Annotated in this window: 15 protein-coding genes; 7 read left to right on the top strand and 8 right to left on the bottom strand. The window is 73.6% G+C overall.

The genetic code is table 11. The features are described 5' to 3' along the window. The 3 genes from mrdA to mreC all read right to left on the bottom strand — a co-directional run. A partial coding sequence (gene mrdA / locus MNZ39_RS19955; RefSeq protein WP_242340840.1) for a penicillin-binding protein 2 occupies positions 1 to 2,056 on the bottom strand: 2,056 nt, incomplete at its 3' end. A 6-nt stretch (positions 2,057 to 2,062) separates the two neighbouring features. Then, positions 2,063 to 2,572, bottom strand: a complete 510-nt coding sequence (locus tag MNZ39_RS19950) for a hypothetical protein (RefSeq protein WP_242340839.1) — start codon at positions 2,570 to 2,572, stop codon at positions 2,063 to 2,065. Continuing rightward, the gene (mreC, locus tag MNZ39_RS19945; RefSeq protein WP_242340838.1) at positions 2,569 to 3,444 is read right to left on the bottom strand and encodes a rod shape-determining protein MreC; all 876 of its coding nucleotides are present in this window, start codon (positions 3,442 to 3,444) and stop codon (positions 2,569 to 2,571) included. The genes MNZ39_RS19950 and mreC overlap by 4 nt, the downstream gene beginning before the upstream one ends. A 120-nt stretch (positions 3,445 to 3,564) precedes the next feature. Between mreC and MNZ39_RS19940 the strand changes: the two genes are divergently transcribed. The 3 genes from MNZ39_RS19940 to MNZ39_RS19930 are packed head-to-tail and all read left to right on the top strand — an operon-like array spanning position 3,565 to position 6,363. Further along, complete coding sequence (locus tag MNZ39_RS19940) at positions 3,565 to 5,109, top strand: peptidylprolyl isomerase (RefSeq protein ID WP_242340837.1); 1,545 nt, start codon at positions 3,565 to 3,567, stop codon at positions 5,107 to 5,109. A gap of 7 nt (positions 5,110 to 5,116) precedes the next feature. Further along, entirely contained in the window at positions 5,117 to 5,716 is a 600-nt protein-coding gene (locus MNZ39_RS19935) for a nucleoside triphosphate pyrophosphatase (RefSeq protein WP_242340836.1), read from the top strand. 5 nt (positions 5,717 to 5,721) lie between these two features. Continuing rightward, a complete protein-coding gene (locus tag MNZ39_RS19930) occupies positions 5,722 to 6,363 on the top strand; it encodes a YggS family pyridoxal phosphate-dependent enzyme (protein ID WP_242340835.1) in 642 nt (213 codons plus the stop codon). An 18-nt stretch (positions 6,364 to 6,381) separates the two neighbouring features. On the opposite strand, the gene MNZ39_RS19925 is transcribed toward MNZ39_RS19930, so the two are convergent. Then, positions 6,382 to 6,603, bottom strand: a complete 222-nt coding sequence (locus MNZ39_RS19925) for a hypothetical protein (protein ID WP_242340834.1) — start codon at positions 6,601 to 6,603, stop codon at positions 6,382 to 6,384. Positions 6,604 to 6,940: 337 nt separating this feature from the next. Between MNZ39_RS19925 and MNZ39_RS19920 the strand changes: the two genes are divergently transcribed. From MNZ39_RS19920 to MNZ39_RS19910, 3 genes are all read left to right on the top strand, one after another. Beyond that, positions 6,941 to 7,684, top strand: a complete 744-nt coding sequence (locus tag MNZ39_RS19920) for a DUF3108 domain-containing protein (RefSeq protein WP_242340833.1) — start codon at positions 6,941 to 6,943, stop codon at positions 7,682 to 7,684. Positions 7,685 to 7,758: 74 nt separating this feature from the next. Continuing rightward, on the top strand, positions 7,759 to 9,438 hold the full coding sequence (locus MNZ39_RS19915) for a glycoside hydrolase domain-containing protein (RefSeq protein WP_242340832.1): 1,680 nt from the start codon (positions 7,759 to 7,761) through the stop codon (positions 9,436 to 9,438). An 11-nt stretch (positions 9,439 to 9,449) separates the two neighbouring features. Continuing rightward, on the top strand, positions 9,450 to 10,217 hold the full coding sequence (locus MNZ39_RS19910) for a DUF3108 domain-containing protein (RefSeq protein ID WP_242340831.1): 768 nt from the start codon (positions 9,450 to 9,452) through the stop codon (positions 10,215 to 10,217). A gap of 22 nt (positions 10,218 to 10,239) precedes the next feature. Here the strand turns inward: MNZ39_RS19910 and MNZ39_RS19905 are convergent, their stop codons facing one another. The 3 genes from MNZ39_RS19905 to MNZ39_RS19895 form a co-directional block, all read right to left on the bottom strand. Then, complete coding sequence (locus MNZ39_RS19905; protein ID WP_242340830.1) at positions 10,240 to 10,593, bottom strand: hypothetical protein; 354 nt, start codon at positions 10,591 to 10,593, stop codon at positions 10,240 to 10,242. A 319-nt stretch (positions 10,594 to 10,912) separates the two neighbouring features. Next, entirely contained in the window at positions 10,913 to 11,431 is a 519-nt protein-coding gene (locus MNZ39_RS19900; RefSeq protein WP_242340829.1) for a DUF507 family protein, read from the bottom strand. 383 nt (positions 11,432 to 11,814) lie between these two features. Next, the gene (locus tag MNZ39_RS19895) at positions 11,815 to 12,744 is read right to left on the bottom strand and encodes a class I fructose-bisphosphate aldolase (protein ID WP_242340828.1); all 930 of its coding nucleotides are present in this window, start codon (positions 12,742 to 12,744) and stop codon (positions 11,815 to 11,817) included. 190 nt (positions 12,745 to 12,934) lie between these two features. Here MNZ39_RS19895 and MNZ39_RS19890 point away from each other — a divergent pair, with 190 nt between their 5' ends. Next, on the top strand, positions 12,935 to 13,234 hold the full coding sequence (locus tag MNZ39_RS19890; protein ID WP_242340827.1) for a DUF2795 domain-containing protein: 300 nt from the start codon (positions 12,935 to 12,937) through the stop codon (positions 13,232 to 13,234). A gap of 494 nt (positions 13,235 to 13,728) precedes the next feature. Here the strand turns inward: MNZ39_RS19890 and MNZ39_RS19885 are convergent. Next, positions 13,729 to 14,335, bottom strand: a 607-nt coding sequence (locus MNZ39_RS19885) for a PD-(D/E)XK nuclease family protein (protein WP_242340826.1), incomplete at its 5' end; no start/stop codon positions are given.

Raw genomic sequence — 14,335 nt, 5'->3', positions numbered from 1 at the left:
ACGCGAGCGGCGCCGCGACGATCTGCGCCCCGGCGGGGGTCGCGCCGGGCGCGGCGACCGGGACCGGCGCGGGGGTCGGCCCCGGGACGGCGCTCGCAGGCGCAGCGGCGGGAGCGGCGGCCGCGTCCGTCGGCTGGACCAGCGCCACCCCGGCGCGCTCGGCGGCGTCCTGCGCCTTGAGCTCCATCCACTTCTTCACGACCGCCATCGCGGTCGGCGCGGCGTTGGTCGAGCCGAAGCCCGAGTGCTCGTTCAGCACCACCACCACGATCTCGGGATCCTCCGCCGGCGCGAACGTCGCGAACCACGCGTGGTCGCGCTCGAAGTAAGGCACCTGCTCGGCGCGCATGCGCTTGCCCATCTTGACCACCTGGGCGGTGCCGGTCTTGCCGGCCGCCGTGAACTCCTTCGGGCGCTGCCAGTAGGCGGTGCCGAACGGCTCGTTGACGGCGGCGAGGAGCCCCTTCATCACCGTGTCGCGGGTGGACTGCTTGATGTTGGGGCGGCTGCGCTCCTGCGGCGCGAACTCCTGCAGGACCTTGCCGTCGGCGTCCTCGACGCGCAGGACGACCTGGGGCTTCCACACCTTGCCGGTCGCGAGCGCGCCGTAGAACACGACCTGCTGGATCGGCGTGACGTTCACGTCGCCCTGGCCGATGGCGAGGTTCACCGGCATGCCCTTCTGGTAGCCGCCGCGGATGTGCCGCTCGTGCCAGGCGACGTCGGGGACGAGGCCCGGCACCTCTCCCTGGACCCCGAAGTCCGTCGGCACGCCGAGCCCGAACTCGTGCGCCCACTTCGCGATCGCGTCCGCCCCGAGCCGGGCGCCGGCCTCGTAGAAGAAGACGTCGCAGCTCGCGCCGAGCGCGTGCTCGAAGTCCACGGCCCCGTGCCCGGTCTCCTTGTCGCAGCGCCAGCGGTGCGAGCCCATCTTGAAGTAGCCGGGGCAGTTGATCGTCGTGTTGGGGCGGTAGAGCCCCTCCTCCAGCGCGGCGATCGAGGTGAGCGCCTTGAACGTCGAGCCGGGGTGGTAGTGCTGCTGGATGGCGCGGAAGAGCTCGGGCTGCAGCGGGTCCGAGTGGATGGCGGCGAGCTCCGCCGAGGTGATGCGGCCGGACATCTTGTTCGGGTCCGGCGCGGGCCGGTCGACGAGCGCGAGCAGGAACCCGGTCTTGGCGTCCATCGCGAGGACCACGCCGGCGGTCGCGGGGAACACCTGCTCCGCGAACTCCTGCAGCCGCCAGTCGATCGAGAGCACGAGGTTGTGCCCCGGCACGCTCGGCACGACGCGCTGGTCCTCGGGGATGAGGCCCTCCGCGTCCTCCTTGCGGCGCCCCTTCGCGTCGACGGGGACGCGCTCCTTCCCGTCGATGCCGCGCAGCTCGCGCTCGAACTTCCGCTCGAGGCCGCGCCGGCCGGTGTAGTCGCCGAGCAGGTACGGCGCCTGGCCCGTCCCCGAGCGCTGCACCTCCTCGTTGAGCCGCTTCAGCTCGTCGGGGCCGGCCTCGTTCATGTAGCCGATGAGGTGACCGCCGAGCCCGGCGTACCGGTAGTTCCGGTGCGGGATCGGCTGCACGTCCACGCCCGGGAGATCCATCTGGTGCGCGAGGAAGCGGTCGAGCTCCTCGCGGGCGATGTCGACCTTCACCGTGAACGGCCGGAACCGCTCCAGCTTGCGCGCGCCGCCGAGGAGCCCGCGGGAGCGCTCCACCTCCTCGGGCGTCATCGAGAGCATGGCCGCGAGCCGCGCGAGGACCTCGTCGCACTGCTTCCCGCAGAAGTAGGGCGTGAGCGTGACGTCGTACGAGGGGCGCGAGTCCACGAGGATGCGCCGGTTGCGGTCGAGGAAGTGGCCGCGATCCGCCGGCTGGCGGATCTCCTTCACGAAGTTCTCCTCGGCCTTCTCCTTGTACTCGTCCCCCTGCAGCACCTGCAGGTGGTAGAGGCGCCCCACGAGCGTGAGGAACGTGAGGACGGCGAGCCCGGTCGCCCAGGCGAGCCGCGGCCGGAAGTCCTTCTGCGCCGCACCGGGCGCGCTGGGAGGGATGATCGACATCGCGTGTCAGCGGAGGAGCCCGTGCTCCTCGCGGTGGAACAGCCGGTCGACCCGGCGGAGTCCCGGGTAGAGCAGCGGCGCCGCGGCCGCCGTCAGGAGCGCCTCGAGGAGCATGCGCGGCACGAGCCCGAGGCCGGGCGCCGACTCCGGGGCGGAGGTCAGCCGAGTGAGGACGAGCGCGCCGAGCGAGATCACGAGGGCGCCGCCCCCGGAGAGCAGCGCGAACCCGCCCCGGCTGCGCACGTCGACGGCCGCGTTCACCGCGCGCGCGAGGACGAAGAGGAGCACCGCGAGGAAGGTCATGAGCCCCTTCGGCGAGCCGGTCACGAGATCGAGCACGTAGCCGATCCCGGCCGCGCCCACCGAGCCCTCCACGTTCCCCCCGTGGAGGCCCAGGTAGACGACGCACGCGGCGAGGAGCGCCACGGAGAACGCGCCGCCGCCCACCCAGCGCAGGACGGCGGACTGAAGCGCGGCGATGGCCAGCGCGAACAGGACGTGGGCGAGCGGCTTCACTGTGGGTTTCCGGGGGCGTAGGCGGCCGGGAGGACCTCCGCGGTCCGCTCCCAGGCGGTGACCACGAGGACCTCCTCGATGCGCGTCACGTCCACCGACGGGACGACGCGCGCCTCCTGGAACAGGCCGTGCTGGTTGCGCTCCAGCTTCGTCACCTTCCCCACCGGCAGGCCGCGCGGGAACACGCCGTCGGTGCCGGACGTGACGAGCGAGTCGCCCTCGATCATGTCCTCGACGCGCAGCGCGTAGTCGAGCTTGCACGCGTCGGGCTTGCCCATGCCGCGCACGTTCGCGCGCGCGCGGGTGCGGTCGACCACCGTCGCGATGGAGCTGTTGCGATCGGTGAGGACCAGCACGTCGGCGGTGTGCGCGGAGACGCCGTGGACACGCCCCACCACGCCCTCGGCGACGACGACCGGCATCATCCGCTCGATCCCCTCCTCGGTGCCGCGATCGACGGTGAGGAGCTGGAGCCCGGCGGGCGCGAGCCGCACGCCCACGACGCGCGCGCCCACGTACTTCCGCGCGGGCGACTCCTGCGCGAACGCGAGCAGCTTGCGCAGCCGCTCCACCTCCGCGCGCTCCGAGAGGAGCTGCTGGCGCTCCATCTTGAGCAGGTCCACTTCGCGTGAAAGATCGTTCGCCTTCTCGCGGGCGTGGCGCAGCGCGAGGTAGCCGTCCCAGGAGCGCAGCCCCCCGGACACGGCCCAGCCCACGCTCCGCTCGACGGGCGTGATGAGCCACAGGATGGCGCGATCGAGCTTCGAGCGCTCGCTCGGCTTCCTCGCGTGCGCGAAGTAGACACCCAGCGGTACGACGAGCAGCACCGCGACGAGGATGAGCTCGCGGTACCGCCTCAGCAGTGCGAACACGGACACTCCGGCGGGGGCAGAAACCCTTGCATTTTAGCCCCCTTCGACTAGGGTGTTCAACCTTCCGGCGCCCCCTCCCACGCGGGGCTGCCGACCTACAACAACGCGGAGCACCGGTTCATGCTGGAAGGGCTGCGAGCAAACAAGGGCGGCATCATCACCTGGATCTTCCTGGGCGCGATCATCGTCGTGTTCGTGATCAGCTTCGGCCCCGGCAGCCTCAGCAAGGGCGGGTGCCGAGGTGCGGGCGCCTCCTACGCCGCGAAGGTCAACGGGAAGACCATCCCCGCGGTGGAGTGGGAGCGGCAGTACGGCCAGCTCTACAACCTCTACCAGTCGCAGATGGGTGGCGGCTTCACCCGCGAGCTCGCCGCGCAGCTCGGCGTGGCCGACCAGGCCCTGAGCCAGCTCGTGGATCGGGAGCTCGTGATCCAGGAGGCGAAGCGCCGGGGCGTCCTCGTCTCCGACGCGGAGCTCTCGAGCGGCATCCACGCGATCCCCGCCTTCCAGCAGAACGGCGCGTTCCACTTCGAGACCTACGAGGCCGCGGCGCGCCAGAACTTCGGGTCGCCCGCGAAGTTCGAGGCGTGGTACCGCGACCAGCTCCTCTACGGCAAGATGCTCGCCGTGGTGGGCGAGGACGTGAAGGTCTCCGACGCCGAGGTCAAGGAGGCGTGGAGGATCGACGCGGACAAGCTCGCCCTCACCTTCGTCAAGTTCCCGCTCGCCGCGTTCCAGGCGGAGGCGAAGCCCTCCGACGCGGAGGTGAAGGCCTTCGCCGAGAAGGAGGGGGCGCGCATCGAGCAGTTCTACAAGGACAACCCGGCCCGCTTCGACCAGCAGAAGAAGGTCCGCGTGCGCCACGTCCTCGCGCGGGTGGGCCCCGGCGCGGACGACGCCGCCGCCAAGAAGAAGATCGAGGAGGCCGCCGCCCGCGTGAAGAAGGGCGAGGACTTCGGGAAGGTCGTGGCGGCGCTCTCCGACGACGAGGCGACGAAGGCCCGGGGCGGCGAGCTCGGCTTCGTGACCGAGGGGCTCTTCGACGAGGCGTTCGCGAAGGCGGCCCTCGCGCTCGAGCAGGGCAAGGTGTCCGAGCCCGTGCGCAGCGCGTCGGGCTGGCACCTCGTGCAGGCCGAGGAGGTCGTCCCGGCGAAGAAGGTCTCGCTGGCCGACGCCCGGCCGGAGATCGCCCGCGAGCTCCTCGCGCAGGAGCGCGCCCGCAAGGCGGCCGCGGACCGCGCCCAGGCGGCCCTCGCCGCCGCCCGCGGCGGCAAGACGCTCCCCGCGCAGTTCCCGAACGCGAAGCCCCTCACCGTCGGCGGGCAGCCGATCGTGGCCGAGGAGACCGGCACGTTCACGGCGTCGAGCCCGTTCGTCCCGAAGCTCGGTCCGGCGGCCGAGATCATCGGGGCCGCGCGCGCCGCTCGCGCCGGCGAGGTCCTGCCGAAGGTGTTCGAGGTCCCCTCCGGCCCGGTCGTGGCGGTCGTCACCGCCCGCGAGACGGCCGACGAGAAGGCGTTCGAGGGCGCGCGCGAGCAGGTGTCGGCGCGGCTGCGCAACCAGAAGGAGGCGCAGGTCGTCTCCACCTGGCTCGAGACCCTCCGCAAGGGCGCCAAGATCGAGCGGAACATCGAGCTCCTGGGGAGCGCCACCGCCGCGCGGTAAGGCCTCCATGGCGCTCCGGCTCGTCCTCGCATCCCAGAGCCCGCGCCGCCGCGAGCTGCTCGCCCAGCTGGGCGTGCCGCACGAGGTGCTGCCGGCGAACACGGACGAGTCCGTGCGCGCCGGCGAGCCGGCGCGCGAGTACGTCCTGCGCGTCGCCCGCGAGAAGGCCCGCGCCGTGCCCGGCGAGCTCGTGCTCGCGGCGGACACGGCGGTCGTGCTCCGGGGCGAGGTGCTCGGCAAGCCGCGCGACGCGGAGGACGCGCGGCGCATGCTCGGCGCGCTCTCCGGGAGCGCGCACGAGGTGCTCACCGGCGTCTGCGTCCGGCGCGTCGGCGCCTCCGGCGCGACCGAGGTCGAGGCGGTGGTCTCGACCGCCGTGCGCTTCGCCCCGCTCGACGAGGCCGCGATCGCCTGGTACGTCGGGACCGGCGAGCCGCTCGACAAGGCCGGGGCCTACGCCATCCAGGGCGCCGGCGGGGCGTTCGTGCTGAGCGTCGAGGGCAGCGTCTCGAACGTCGTCGGGCTCCCGCTCGCGGAGACGGCCGAGCTGCTCCGCCGCGCCGGCCACCCCCTCCCCTGGGACGCCCCCGCGGACGCGGAGGGGTGAGCGCCGTGGGGATCGCCGAGAACCTCGCCCGGCTGCGCGCGGAGCTGCCCGCTCACGTGACCCTCGTCGCGGTGTCGAAGACGCAGCCCGCGGCCGCCATCCGCGAGGCGTACGCGGCCGGGCAGCGCGACTTCGGCGAGAACTACGCGCAGGAGTGGCGCGAGAAGGCGGAGGCGCTCACGGACCTCGCCGAGCTCCGCTGGCACTTCATCGGCGGCCTGCAGACGAACAAGGTGAAGTACCTCGCCGGCCGCGTCGCCTACGTGCACACCGTCGATCGCGCGGAGCTCGCCCGCGAGCTCTCCCGCCGCTTCGCCCAGAAGGGCGCGGTCGCGCGCGTCTTCCTGGAGGTGAACACGGGCGGCGAGGCGTCGAAGGCCGGCTGCGCGCCGCGCGAGGCGCCCGCGCTCGCCGCGGCGATCCGCGCGCTGCCCGCGGTCGAGCTCGTCGGCGTGATGGGCATCCCGCCGCCCGACGACGACCCGCGGCCCCACTTCCGGGCGCTCCGGGCGCTGCGCGACGGGCTCGGCCTCGCCGAGCTGTCGATGGGTATGAGCGGGGACTGGCGCGTGGCGGTCGAGGAGGGCGCGACCTTCGTGCGGGTGGGCACGGCCATCTTCGGGGTCCGGCCGCCCAAGGGCGCCTGAGGCGGCGCCGCCCCGCCGTCAAACCACCTTGAGGCGCAGGCGCCCGGAGTCGCTCACCGCGACCCGGAACTCCTGTCCGCAGTAGAAGCAGCGGACCTCGTCGCCGTGGCCGAACCCGTCGTCCCACGGGTTGTTCGCCGAGCAGTCCGGGCAGTCGAAGTCTCCGAACCGGCGCGTCCTCCCCGCCTCCGCGCTCGCGGCCGGGACCTCGTCCTCGTCGTAGCCCGCGTCGAACGGCATCGCGCTCCCTCCTCCTCGCGGGGGTGGTGCCGCCACCCGCGCCGGACCGGCCGGCGTGGGCGAGCGTACGCCAACCCGGGGCGGGCGTGCGAGCGAGCGCCAGGGGCACGATGTAGGACTGCCCGTTCACGGGCCGGGGAATAGCGGGACCGGGCGCTCCATTGTAAGCAATGCGTCAAGCGCTCCGCGCGGGAGCGTGCCGGAAACCGACACCCCTGTCGCGGCCTGGCCCCACGTTCGCGTCGGCGGCTTGCATTTTCGGGCTACACGAAGCTGGCATCTCGCTTGCTGAACCTCCGCGCGCCGCGCGGTCTCAGACGCGGAGACGGGAGAACCCTTGCACGAGCGCCTCGCCACCCTCGCAGTCGTCGCCCTCCTCGCCGCCCCCGCGAGCGCGCAGGGGTTCTCTCCCGGCGAGGAGACCGTCTTCCGGATCACGTACCTCAGCCTCCCCACGGGCGAAGGCAGGATCGTGGTGGGGAAGCCGGAGGGAGACATCTGGCCGGTGGTCTTCCAGGCGAAGACGCAGGGCGTGGCGGGCCTCGTGGACATCCGGGAGCACCTCGTCAGCTACTGGGACGCGCGCACGAAGCTCACCCGCGGCTCGGACCTCAAGGCCTACGAGGTGGGCGACTTCCACCAGGACAGCGCCCGCTTCGACCGCGTGAGCCGGAAGGCCACCGTCACGGTGCAGCGCAAGGGCAAGCGGAAGGAGCAGACGATCGAGGTCCCGGCGAACGTCCAGGACCTCACGAGCGCCTTCATGTGGCTGCGCCTGCAGCCGCTCGAGGTCGGCCGGCGCTACGACGTGCCCGTCGCCTCCGGCACCCACCAGTTCACGCTCGTCGCGGAGGTCGTCGGGCGCGAGCGGGTCGAGACGCCTGCTGGCGCCTTCCCCACGATCAAGGTGAAGATCCGCACCGCGCTCGAGGGCAAGTTCTCCACGAAGCGCGACTCCTGGATGTGGCTGTCCGACGACGCGCGGCACGTGCTCGTGCGCGCCGAGGCGGACTTCGCGGTGGGCAGCATCGTCGCGGAGCTGAGGAGCTACACTCCGGGCGGAGAGGTCGCGGCGCGCTGATCCGCGCCGGCCGGCGCACCCCCCGGCCGAGGCGCGCGTTGCATCGGCCGCCAGCGCGGCGCACCTTCGCGTGGATGCGCGCGGCTCTCCTCCTGGTAATCCTCGCGGCGTGCGCCGGCGGCGCGCCGGCCCGCTCCTGCGCGTCCGAACGGCCCGAGGCCCGCCCGGGCCCGCCGGTCGAGCTCGGCGTCGCGAGCGGGCTCGAGAAGCTGCGGCCCGCGGATCCCGTCCCGCGGGACCGGGAGATCGTGCTCGAGGCGGCCCGGGGCGAGTGCGAGTCCGCCCAGATCGCCGTCCGCGGCGCGCGGCCGATCGCGGCGCTCTCCGCCGAGGCGCGGCCGCTCGCCGGCCCCGGCGCCGTTCCCGTCACGCTCTACCGCGTCGCGACGCTGTCCCTGCCGCGCGGGTCCGGGCCGGAGGGGGAGCCGGGGGAGTGGCCGGATCCTCTCGTCCCGGCGCGGGATCCCTTCTTCGGCGAACCGCGCCGCGCGTTCCCGGTCGCGGTGCCGGCGCGCCGGCTCCAGGCGATCTGGGTCGAGGTCTGCGTCCCCGAGGGCGCGACGGCGGGCGAGTACCGGGGCGAGGTGCGCGTGCGCGACGGAGCGCGCGCGCTCGCGGCGGTCCCGCTGCGGCTGCGCGTGTGGCCGTTCACGCTGCCGGCGACCGGCGCGTTCACGGCGGCGTTCGGGCTCCCCACCCGCGTCGGCACGCGCGCCCTCGGCAAGCCGGACGACCCGGTGCTCGCGCGCGCGCTCGCGGCGGCGCTCCAGCGCCACCGCATCTCGCCGTACACCCTGTCCGCCGATCCGCCCGACGGCGAGTGCACCGCGCGCCGCTGCGCGCTCGACTGGGCCCGCTTCGACGCCGAGGTCGGACCGGTGCTCGACGGCACCCTCGTACCCGGCGTGAAGGGCACGTTCGCCGAGGTGCGGATCGCGGCGAAGGTCTGGGATGGGCCCGAGGCGGATCTCGCCGCGACCCTCCGCGCGTGGAAGCGCCACTTCGACGCGCGCGGCTGGAGCGATCGCCTCTGGCTCTACACGCTCGACGAGCCCCGGCCCGAGCAGCTCCCCGAGCTGCGCCGGCGCGCGCGGCTCGCGCACGAGGCCGGGATCCGGGTGTTCGCCACCCTCGCGCCCGACCCGGCGCTCTCGGGCGCCGTGGACGCGTTCGCGCCGAACCTCACGCTCGCCCCCGAGCGCGCGGGGCGGGACGAGCACGTCTCGTTCTCCTACGCCTCCTGCATGTCGCACGGGTGCGACGAGATCCCGCCCTCCGGCCGGAGCCGCGCGACGATGCTGCGCGAGTTCCGGGGCTGGCCGGGCTACGCCATCGACCGCCCGGGCACGACCGCGCGCGCGGTGGCCTGGCTCGGGTGGCGGCGCGGCCTCGCGGGCGAGCTGTACTACGACGTGCTCCACGCGTGGGTCGATCGCGATCCGTGGAAGGACGTGCGGGCGTTCGCGGGGAACGGCGACGGCACCCTCCTCTACCCGGGCCTGCCGGGGGAGCTCGGCGGCGAGCACGGGTTCCCGGTCGAGTCCATCCGGCTCAAGATCATCCGCGACGCGCTCGAGGATCTGGAGCTCCTGCGGCTGGCCGAGGCCGCCGGGCTCGGCGAGCTCGCGCACGCGACCGCGGCGAAGCTCGTCCCGAGCGCGCGCGGGTTCGAGCGGGACCCTCGCCGGTGGCTCGCCGCGCGCGCCGCGCTCGGGGACGCGCTCGCCCGCCTCGAGCTCCGCGCGAGGCGCTGAGGATCCTCGACGTGCTCGCGCCGCTCCTGGCCCTCGCCCTCGCCGCCGCGCCGCCGTGCGCGCTGCCGCCGCTCGCGGACGGCGAGCGCCCCTGGCGCACCGGCGAGACCCTCGAGCTCGAGCTCGACGTGCTCGGCGCCGTGAAGGCCGGGCTGCTCCAGCTCAGCGTCGAGCGGCCCATGTCGGGGGGCCGCATCGTCCCCCTGCGGGCGCGCGCCCGCACGACGGCGGCCTTGGCGAGCATCCGGAGGTTCGTCGGCGTGGGGCTCTCCTGGGTGGACGCGGCGACGCTCCTCCCCGAGCGCTACCGCGACGACATGGACGAGAACGGCGTGCGGAAGTCGAGCGACGCGCGGATGCCGGGCGACGGGCGGGTCACGATCGCGTACCGCCAGGGCGACCGGGAGAGCGAGGCGCGCTTCGACGCGGCGGGCGAGGTGCTCGACGCGCTCTCCGCCCTGTACTACCTGCGCGCGGCGCGGCTCGCGCCGGGCGACCGCTTCTGCTTCGACGCCGTCGCCAGCCGTCGCCTGTGGCACCTCGAGGGGACCGTCGCCGCCGAGCGCGAGGCGGTGGAGACCCCGGCCGGCCGGTTCGAGACGTTCCGGGTGGACGCGCTCGCGCGGCGGGCGGATCGTCCCGAGGCGCGCCCGCGGCCCGTTCACCTCTGGTTCACGCGGGACTCCCGCCGGCTGCTCGTCGCGGCGGTCTCGGAGATCGAGCTCGGCCCCGTGCGCGCCCAGCTCGCGGCGGTGCGCGGCACGCGCGCCGCCCGCTGAGCGCCGAGCGCCGAGGGGCGCGTCACATCCGCGCCGCCACCTGGGCGAGCCGGCGGCGCACGCTCGCGAGCGCCGCCCCGAGCCGCTCGATCCGGTCGATCGGCCCGCCGCCGAGCGCCAGCGAGAGGACGCGCTGCTGCGACGGCTCCGCCTCCGAGAGCGCCTCCTCGATGCTCGCGACGTAGGTCGCGATGGCTGCGAGCGCGCCGCGCGCCTGCTCGAGATCGTCGTCGAGGAAGTCGAGCACGACGTGCTCCCGCGCCGCGCGACCGGCGAGCCGCGCGCGGAGGGATTCCACCGCCCGGCGGCCCGCGGCATCCGGGCCAGGGACGACGCGCTCCTCGTCGACGACCACGACTGCGCTCTGACGCGGCATCCCCCGATGGTAGCGGGGCGATATCGCCGGTCAACTTTGCGGCGAGGGCGCGGACGTCACCGGCGGTGGACGTCGCTCATCCCTGCGTGAAGTCCGCTCCGGAGGCGCGCGTACGACACACCGCCGCTTGCGCAACCGTCACCGCTTTCGCGCGACTCATCCGCGAAGCAAGGGCTCGAGAGGCACACGAGACCGGAGGCGAGACGGGCACCCGCAGCGAGGCGCGCCGAGGCGTACTGCCTCCGTACGCCGCAGGCGCAACGAGCGAGGACGCCCGTCGCAGCCCCGGTATCGTGCGCCGCGCTGGAGAGAGGTAAAGCTAGATGAGGCCGCGGGAGCGGCGGAGGAGTTCTACCGTCTTCTGATACTCGACGTCCCAGGCGCTCGTCCCCTCCTGCAGGTGCTTCAGGCGGGCGCGCGCCTCGCGATCGATCTCCTCGTCGACGTCGAGGTGCTTCTTGAAGATGTTGAAGACCTTCTTCCGGAGGGAGTGATCCTCGGAATAGACCTCCTCGACGTTCCGCGAGATGAGGAGGAACTCGATCATCTGGCCGATGACGTACTCGATCCCCTCGTCGCCCATCTTGAAGCCGCGGACGTCGGCCATCTCGCGCTTCACCTGGGTGAACCGGGAGTGATCGTAGCCGCGGCGCTCGAGGGCCTCGCGGGTCGCGGCGTTCACGCGCTCCTCGGCGGCGAGGTACTCCTTCATGATCGCCGCCATGTCCATCTCGGCGTCGGCGATGCGCAGGGTCTCGACCTCGATGTCGCCGTCCTGCATGAGGGTCTGGATGACCTCGCGGGCGATCGTCGGGATGACCTTGGGGTAAAGCCGCATGGAAGTTCCTCGCCTGGACGGCCGCGGACCGCGCCGCGGGCCGAGTGCCGTTGCGAAGACCGCGAAACAAAAGGTAAAGCCGTATAAACCCCGGCCGCCAGGGGTGGCAAGAAAAAAAGGCCTCGGCTGCAGCATGGTTCCACGCGATCTGCGGCCTCGCCACCCGCCCCCTCGGGCTCGTCCCCTCACGGGCCCGTAGGGTTCGGCGACGCTCCGCGCGGCGTCGCGCCGGAGCGGTGACGCCCGGCCAGGAGCCGCCCCGGAAACGGCGAGGGCGGCGCCCCTCCAGGCACCGCCCTCTCGATCGCACGCCGCCGCTCGCCCCCGCCCCGCTCACTGCGCGTGCGCCGCGCACGGCGCGGAGCGGAGGACGGCCGGCCGCGCTAGCTCAGGTAGATCTTCTGCACGTCCGAGAGGAGCTTCAGCGCCTCGGCGCGCGGGCGCTGGAAGGCGTTGCGGCCCATGATCGAGCCGAACCCGCCGCCTTCCTTGATGCCGCGGATCTCGTTCAGCACGTCCTCGGTGCCCTTCGCCTCGCCGCCCGAGAAGATGACGATGCGCTTGCCGTTGAACGCGGACTGCACGACGTGGCGCACGCGGTCGGCGAGGGTCTTCGTCGGGATCTGATACTTCTCGTAGACCTTCTTCGCCTCCGGGTGCTCGACGAGGTCCTTGGGGGGCTTCACCTTGATGATGTGCGCGCCGAGCTGCGCCGCGATCTGGGCGGCGTAGGCGGCGATGTCCACGGCGGTCTCGCCGTCCTTCGACACGCCGGAGCCGCGCGGGTAGCTCCACACCACCACCACCAGGCCGGCCGCCTTGGCCTCCTCGGTGAGCTCGCGCAGGTGCTCGTACTGGGAGTTACGCGCGTCGGAGGCGGGGTAGATCGTGTAGCCGATCGCGGCGCAGCCGAGCCGCACCGCCTCCTTCACGGAGCCGGTGACCGCCGAGATGGGCGCGCCGCCGAGCTTCGAGAGCGAGTCGGAGTTGTTGAGCTTCAGGATCGTCGGGATCTGGCCCGCGAACTTCCGCGCGCCGGCCTCGATGAAGCCGAGCGGCGCCGCGTAGGCGTTGCACCCGGCGTCGATGGCGAGCTGGAAGTGATAGTCCGGATCGTAGCCCTCCGGGTTCGGCGCGAACGAGCGGGCCGGACCGTGCTCGAAGCCCTGGTCCACCGGGAGGATCACGAGCTTGCCGGTTCCGCCGAGCGTGCCCGTCATGAGCAGCCGGTGCAGGTTGGCGAGGGTCCCGGGGCTGTCGCTCTGATACCAGGACAGGATCTCTTTCACGCGCGTGGTGGTTCGCTCCGGCATTTCGATTCTCCCAGCAGGACGTGAGGGTTCGGGGTTCTCTAGGACGACGCGAGCTCCAAGTCGACGCGCAATCTAGAGAGCGCTGCGATGGGGTGGCAAGGGGAAAAGCCTCCGCCCGCTCGGCCGGCGCGGTGGCCGGTCCAAACCGGGCTGCGCAGCTTTGGAGTGAACCCCCGAAAAGGAAGGTCCCATGGCGCGTGGAGTCGGCGAGCGGCCGGAGCGGAGCCCGGCGGCGATCCTGTCCGAGGTCGAGTACCCCATCTCCCGCGATGATCTCGCTCAAGCGGCGGCGGAGAGCGACTCTCCAGCGGACGTGATCAACTTCCTCAGATCGCTGCCCGAGCGGATCTACACGAGCCCGAACGACGTCATGCGCCAGTTCGGCGAGGCGGGGGCGCGGTTCGGGCTGTTCTCGACGAACGTTCGCCATCGCGGCGATCTGGGCAAGGAGGCGGTCGAGACGGGGGCGGCGCCGACCAAACATCCGTAGAGACGGGGGGCTGCGCCCCCCGCCCCAGCAGCGGAGCTGCTGGGGCCCCACCCCCCGCGCGGCGGGGGCCCCGGGGCGCGGCGCCCGCGGCCGGCCGCCCCCCGCGACGGCTCCCCGCCGGGAGGGCTTCGCCCTCCCCGCGCGATTGCGCGGGGCCCCTCCCCGGTGTTCACGGTTGTTTCTGCGGGCGGCGGGCTCGGTGCGAACGCGGCGGGATCGGTGCGAACGCAGCGGCGTGGCGGGAATGCGGTGGATCGGTGCGAATGCGGCGGCGTGGCGGGTCGGCGCGAACGTGGCGGCGTAGTGCGAACGTGGCGGCGTGGCGGGAATGCGGCGGATCGGTGCGAATGCGGCGGCGTGGCGGGTCGGCGCGAACGTGGCGTCGTAGTGCCAACGCGGCGGCACGCAGCGAACGTGGGCGGCACGGCGCGATACGCGGCTGGCTTGGTGCGAACGCGGCGGGCGGCGAGAGCCCGGCGGGGGCCGCGGCCCATTCACTTTCCGTCGATGGCGCGGGGGTAGCAGCGCGAGACGAAGCCGCAGCCCTCGGCGCGGCAGCGGGCCTCGTCGCGGCCGAGTGAGGCGGGAGGGCGGTCGCCGTCACCGCGGAAGGCTTCCCAGGCGAGCCGCGGGGCGTCGGCCGCGAAGCGGGAGAGCTCGCGCTCGCCGGGGGTGACGTCCACGGCGCGGCAGTCCCCGCGGATGAACTGGAGGCGGGCGCGGACGCGGGCCTCGGGGTGGGCGCGGCGGGCGGCGAGCGCGTAGGCGACGAGCTGCAGGCGGTAGCGGTCGGCGGCGTCCGGCCGAAAGGTCGCGTACTTGTAATCCACGACCGTGAGCGCGGTGGCGCGCCGGTCCGCCACGAGGGCGTCGATGGCGCCGACGAGGTAGACCGCCGGCGCGCCGCGCTCCCGCGCGTGGAGGCGCAGGAGGAAGGGCACCTCGCGGCGGAGCCGCGCGTCGCGCGCCGCCGCCGCGAGCTCGCGCCCGCCCTCCGAGTCCGCGAAGCGCGACACCTCCGCGAGGATGCGCCGCACGCCGGGCGAGCGGGCGTCGTGACCGCGCCGCGCCGCGGCGGCGGCGAGCTGCGCGCGGCGCTCG

This window comes from Anaeromyxobacter sp. SG66 (genome assembly GCF_022690805.1).
Taxonomy (GTDB): domain Bacteria; phylum Myxococcota; class Myxococcia; order Myxococcales; family Anaeromyxobacteraceae; genus Anaeromyxobacter; species Anaeromyxobacter soli.
The sequence above is the reverse complement of the archived record's forward strand: the minus strand, read 5'-3'. Positions and strand labels throughout refer to the sequence as shown.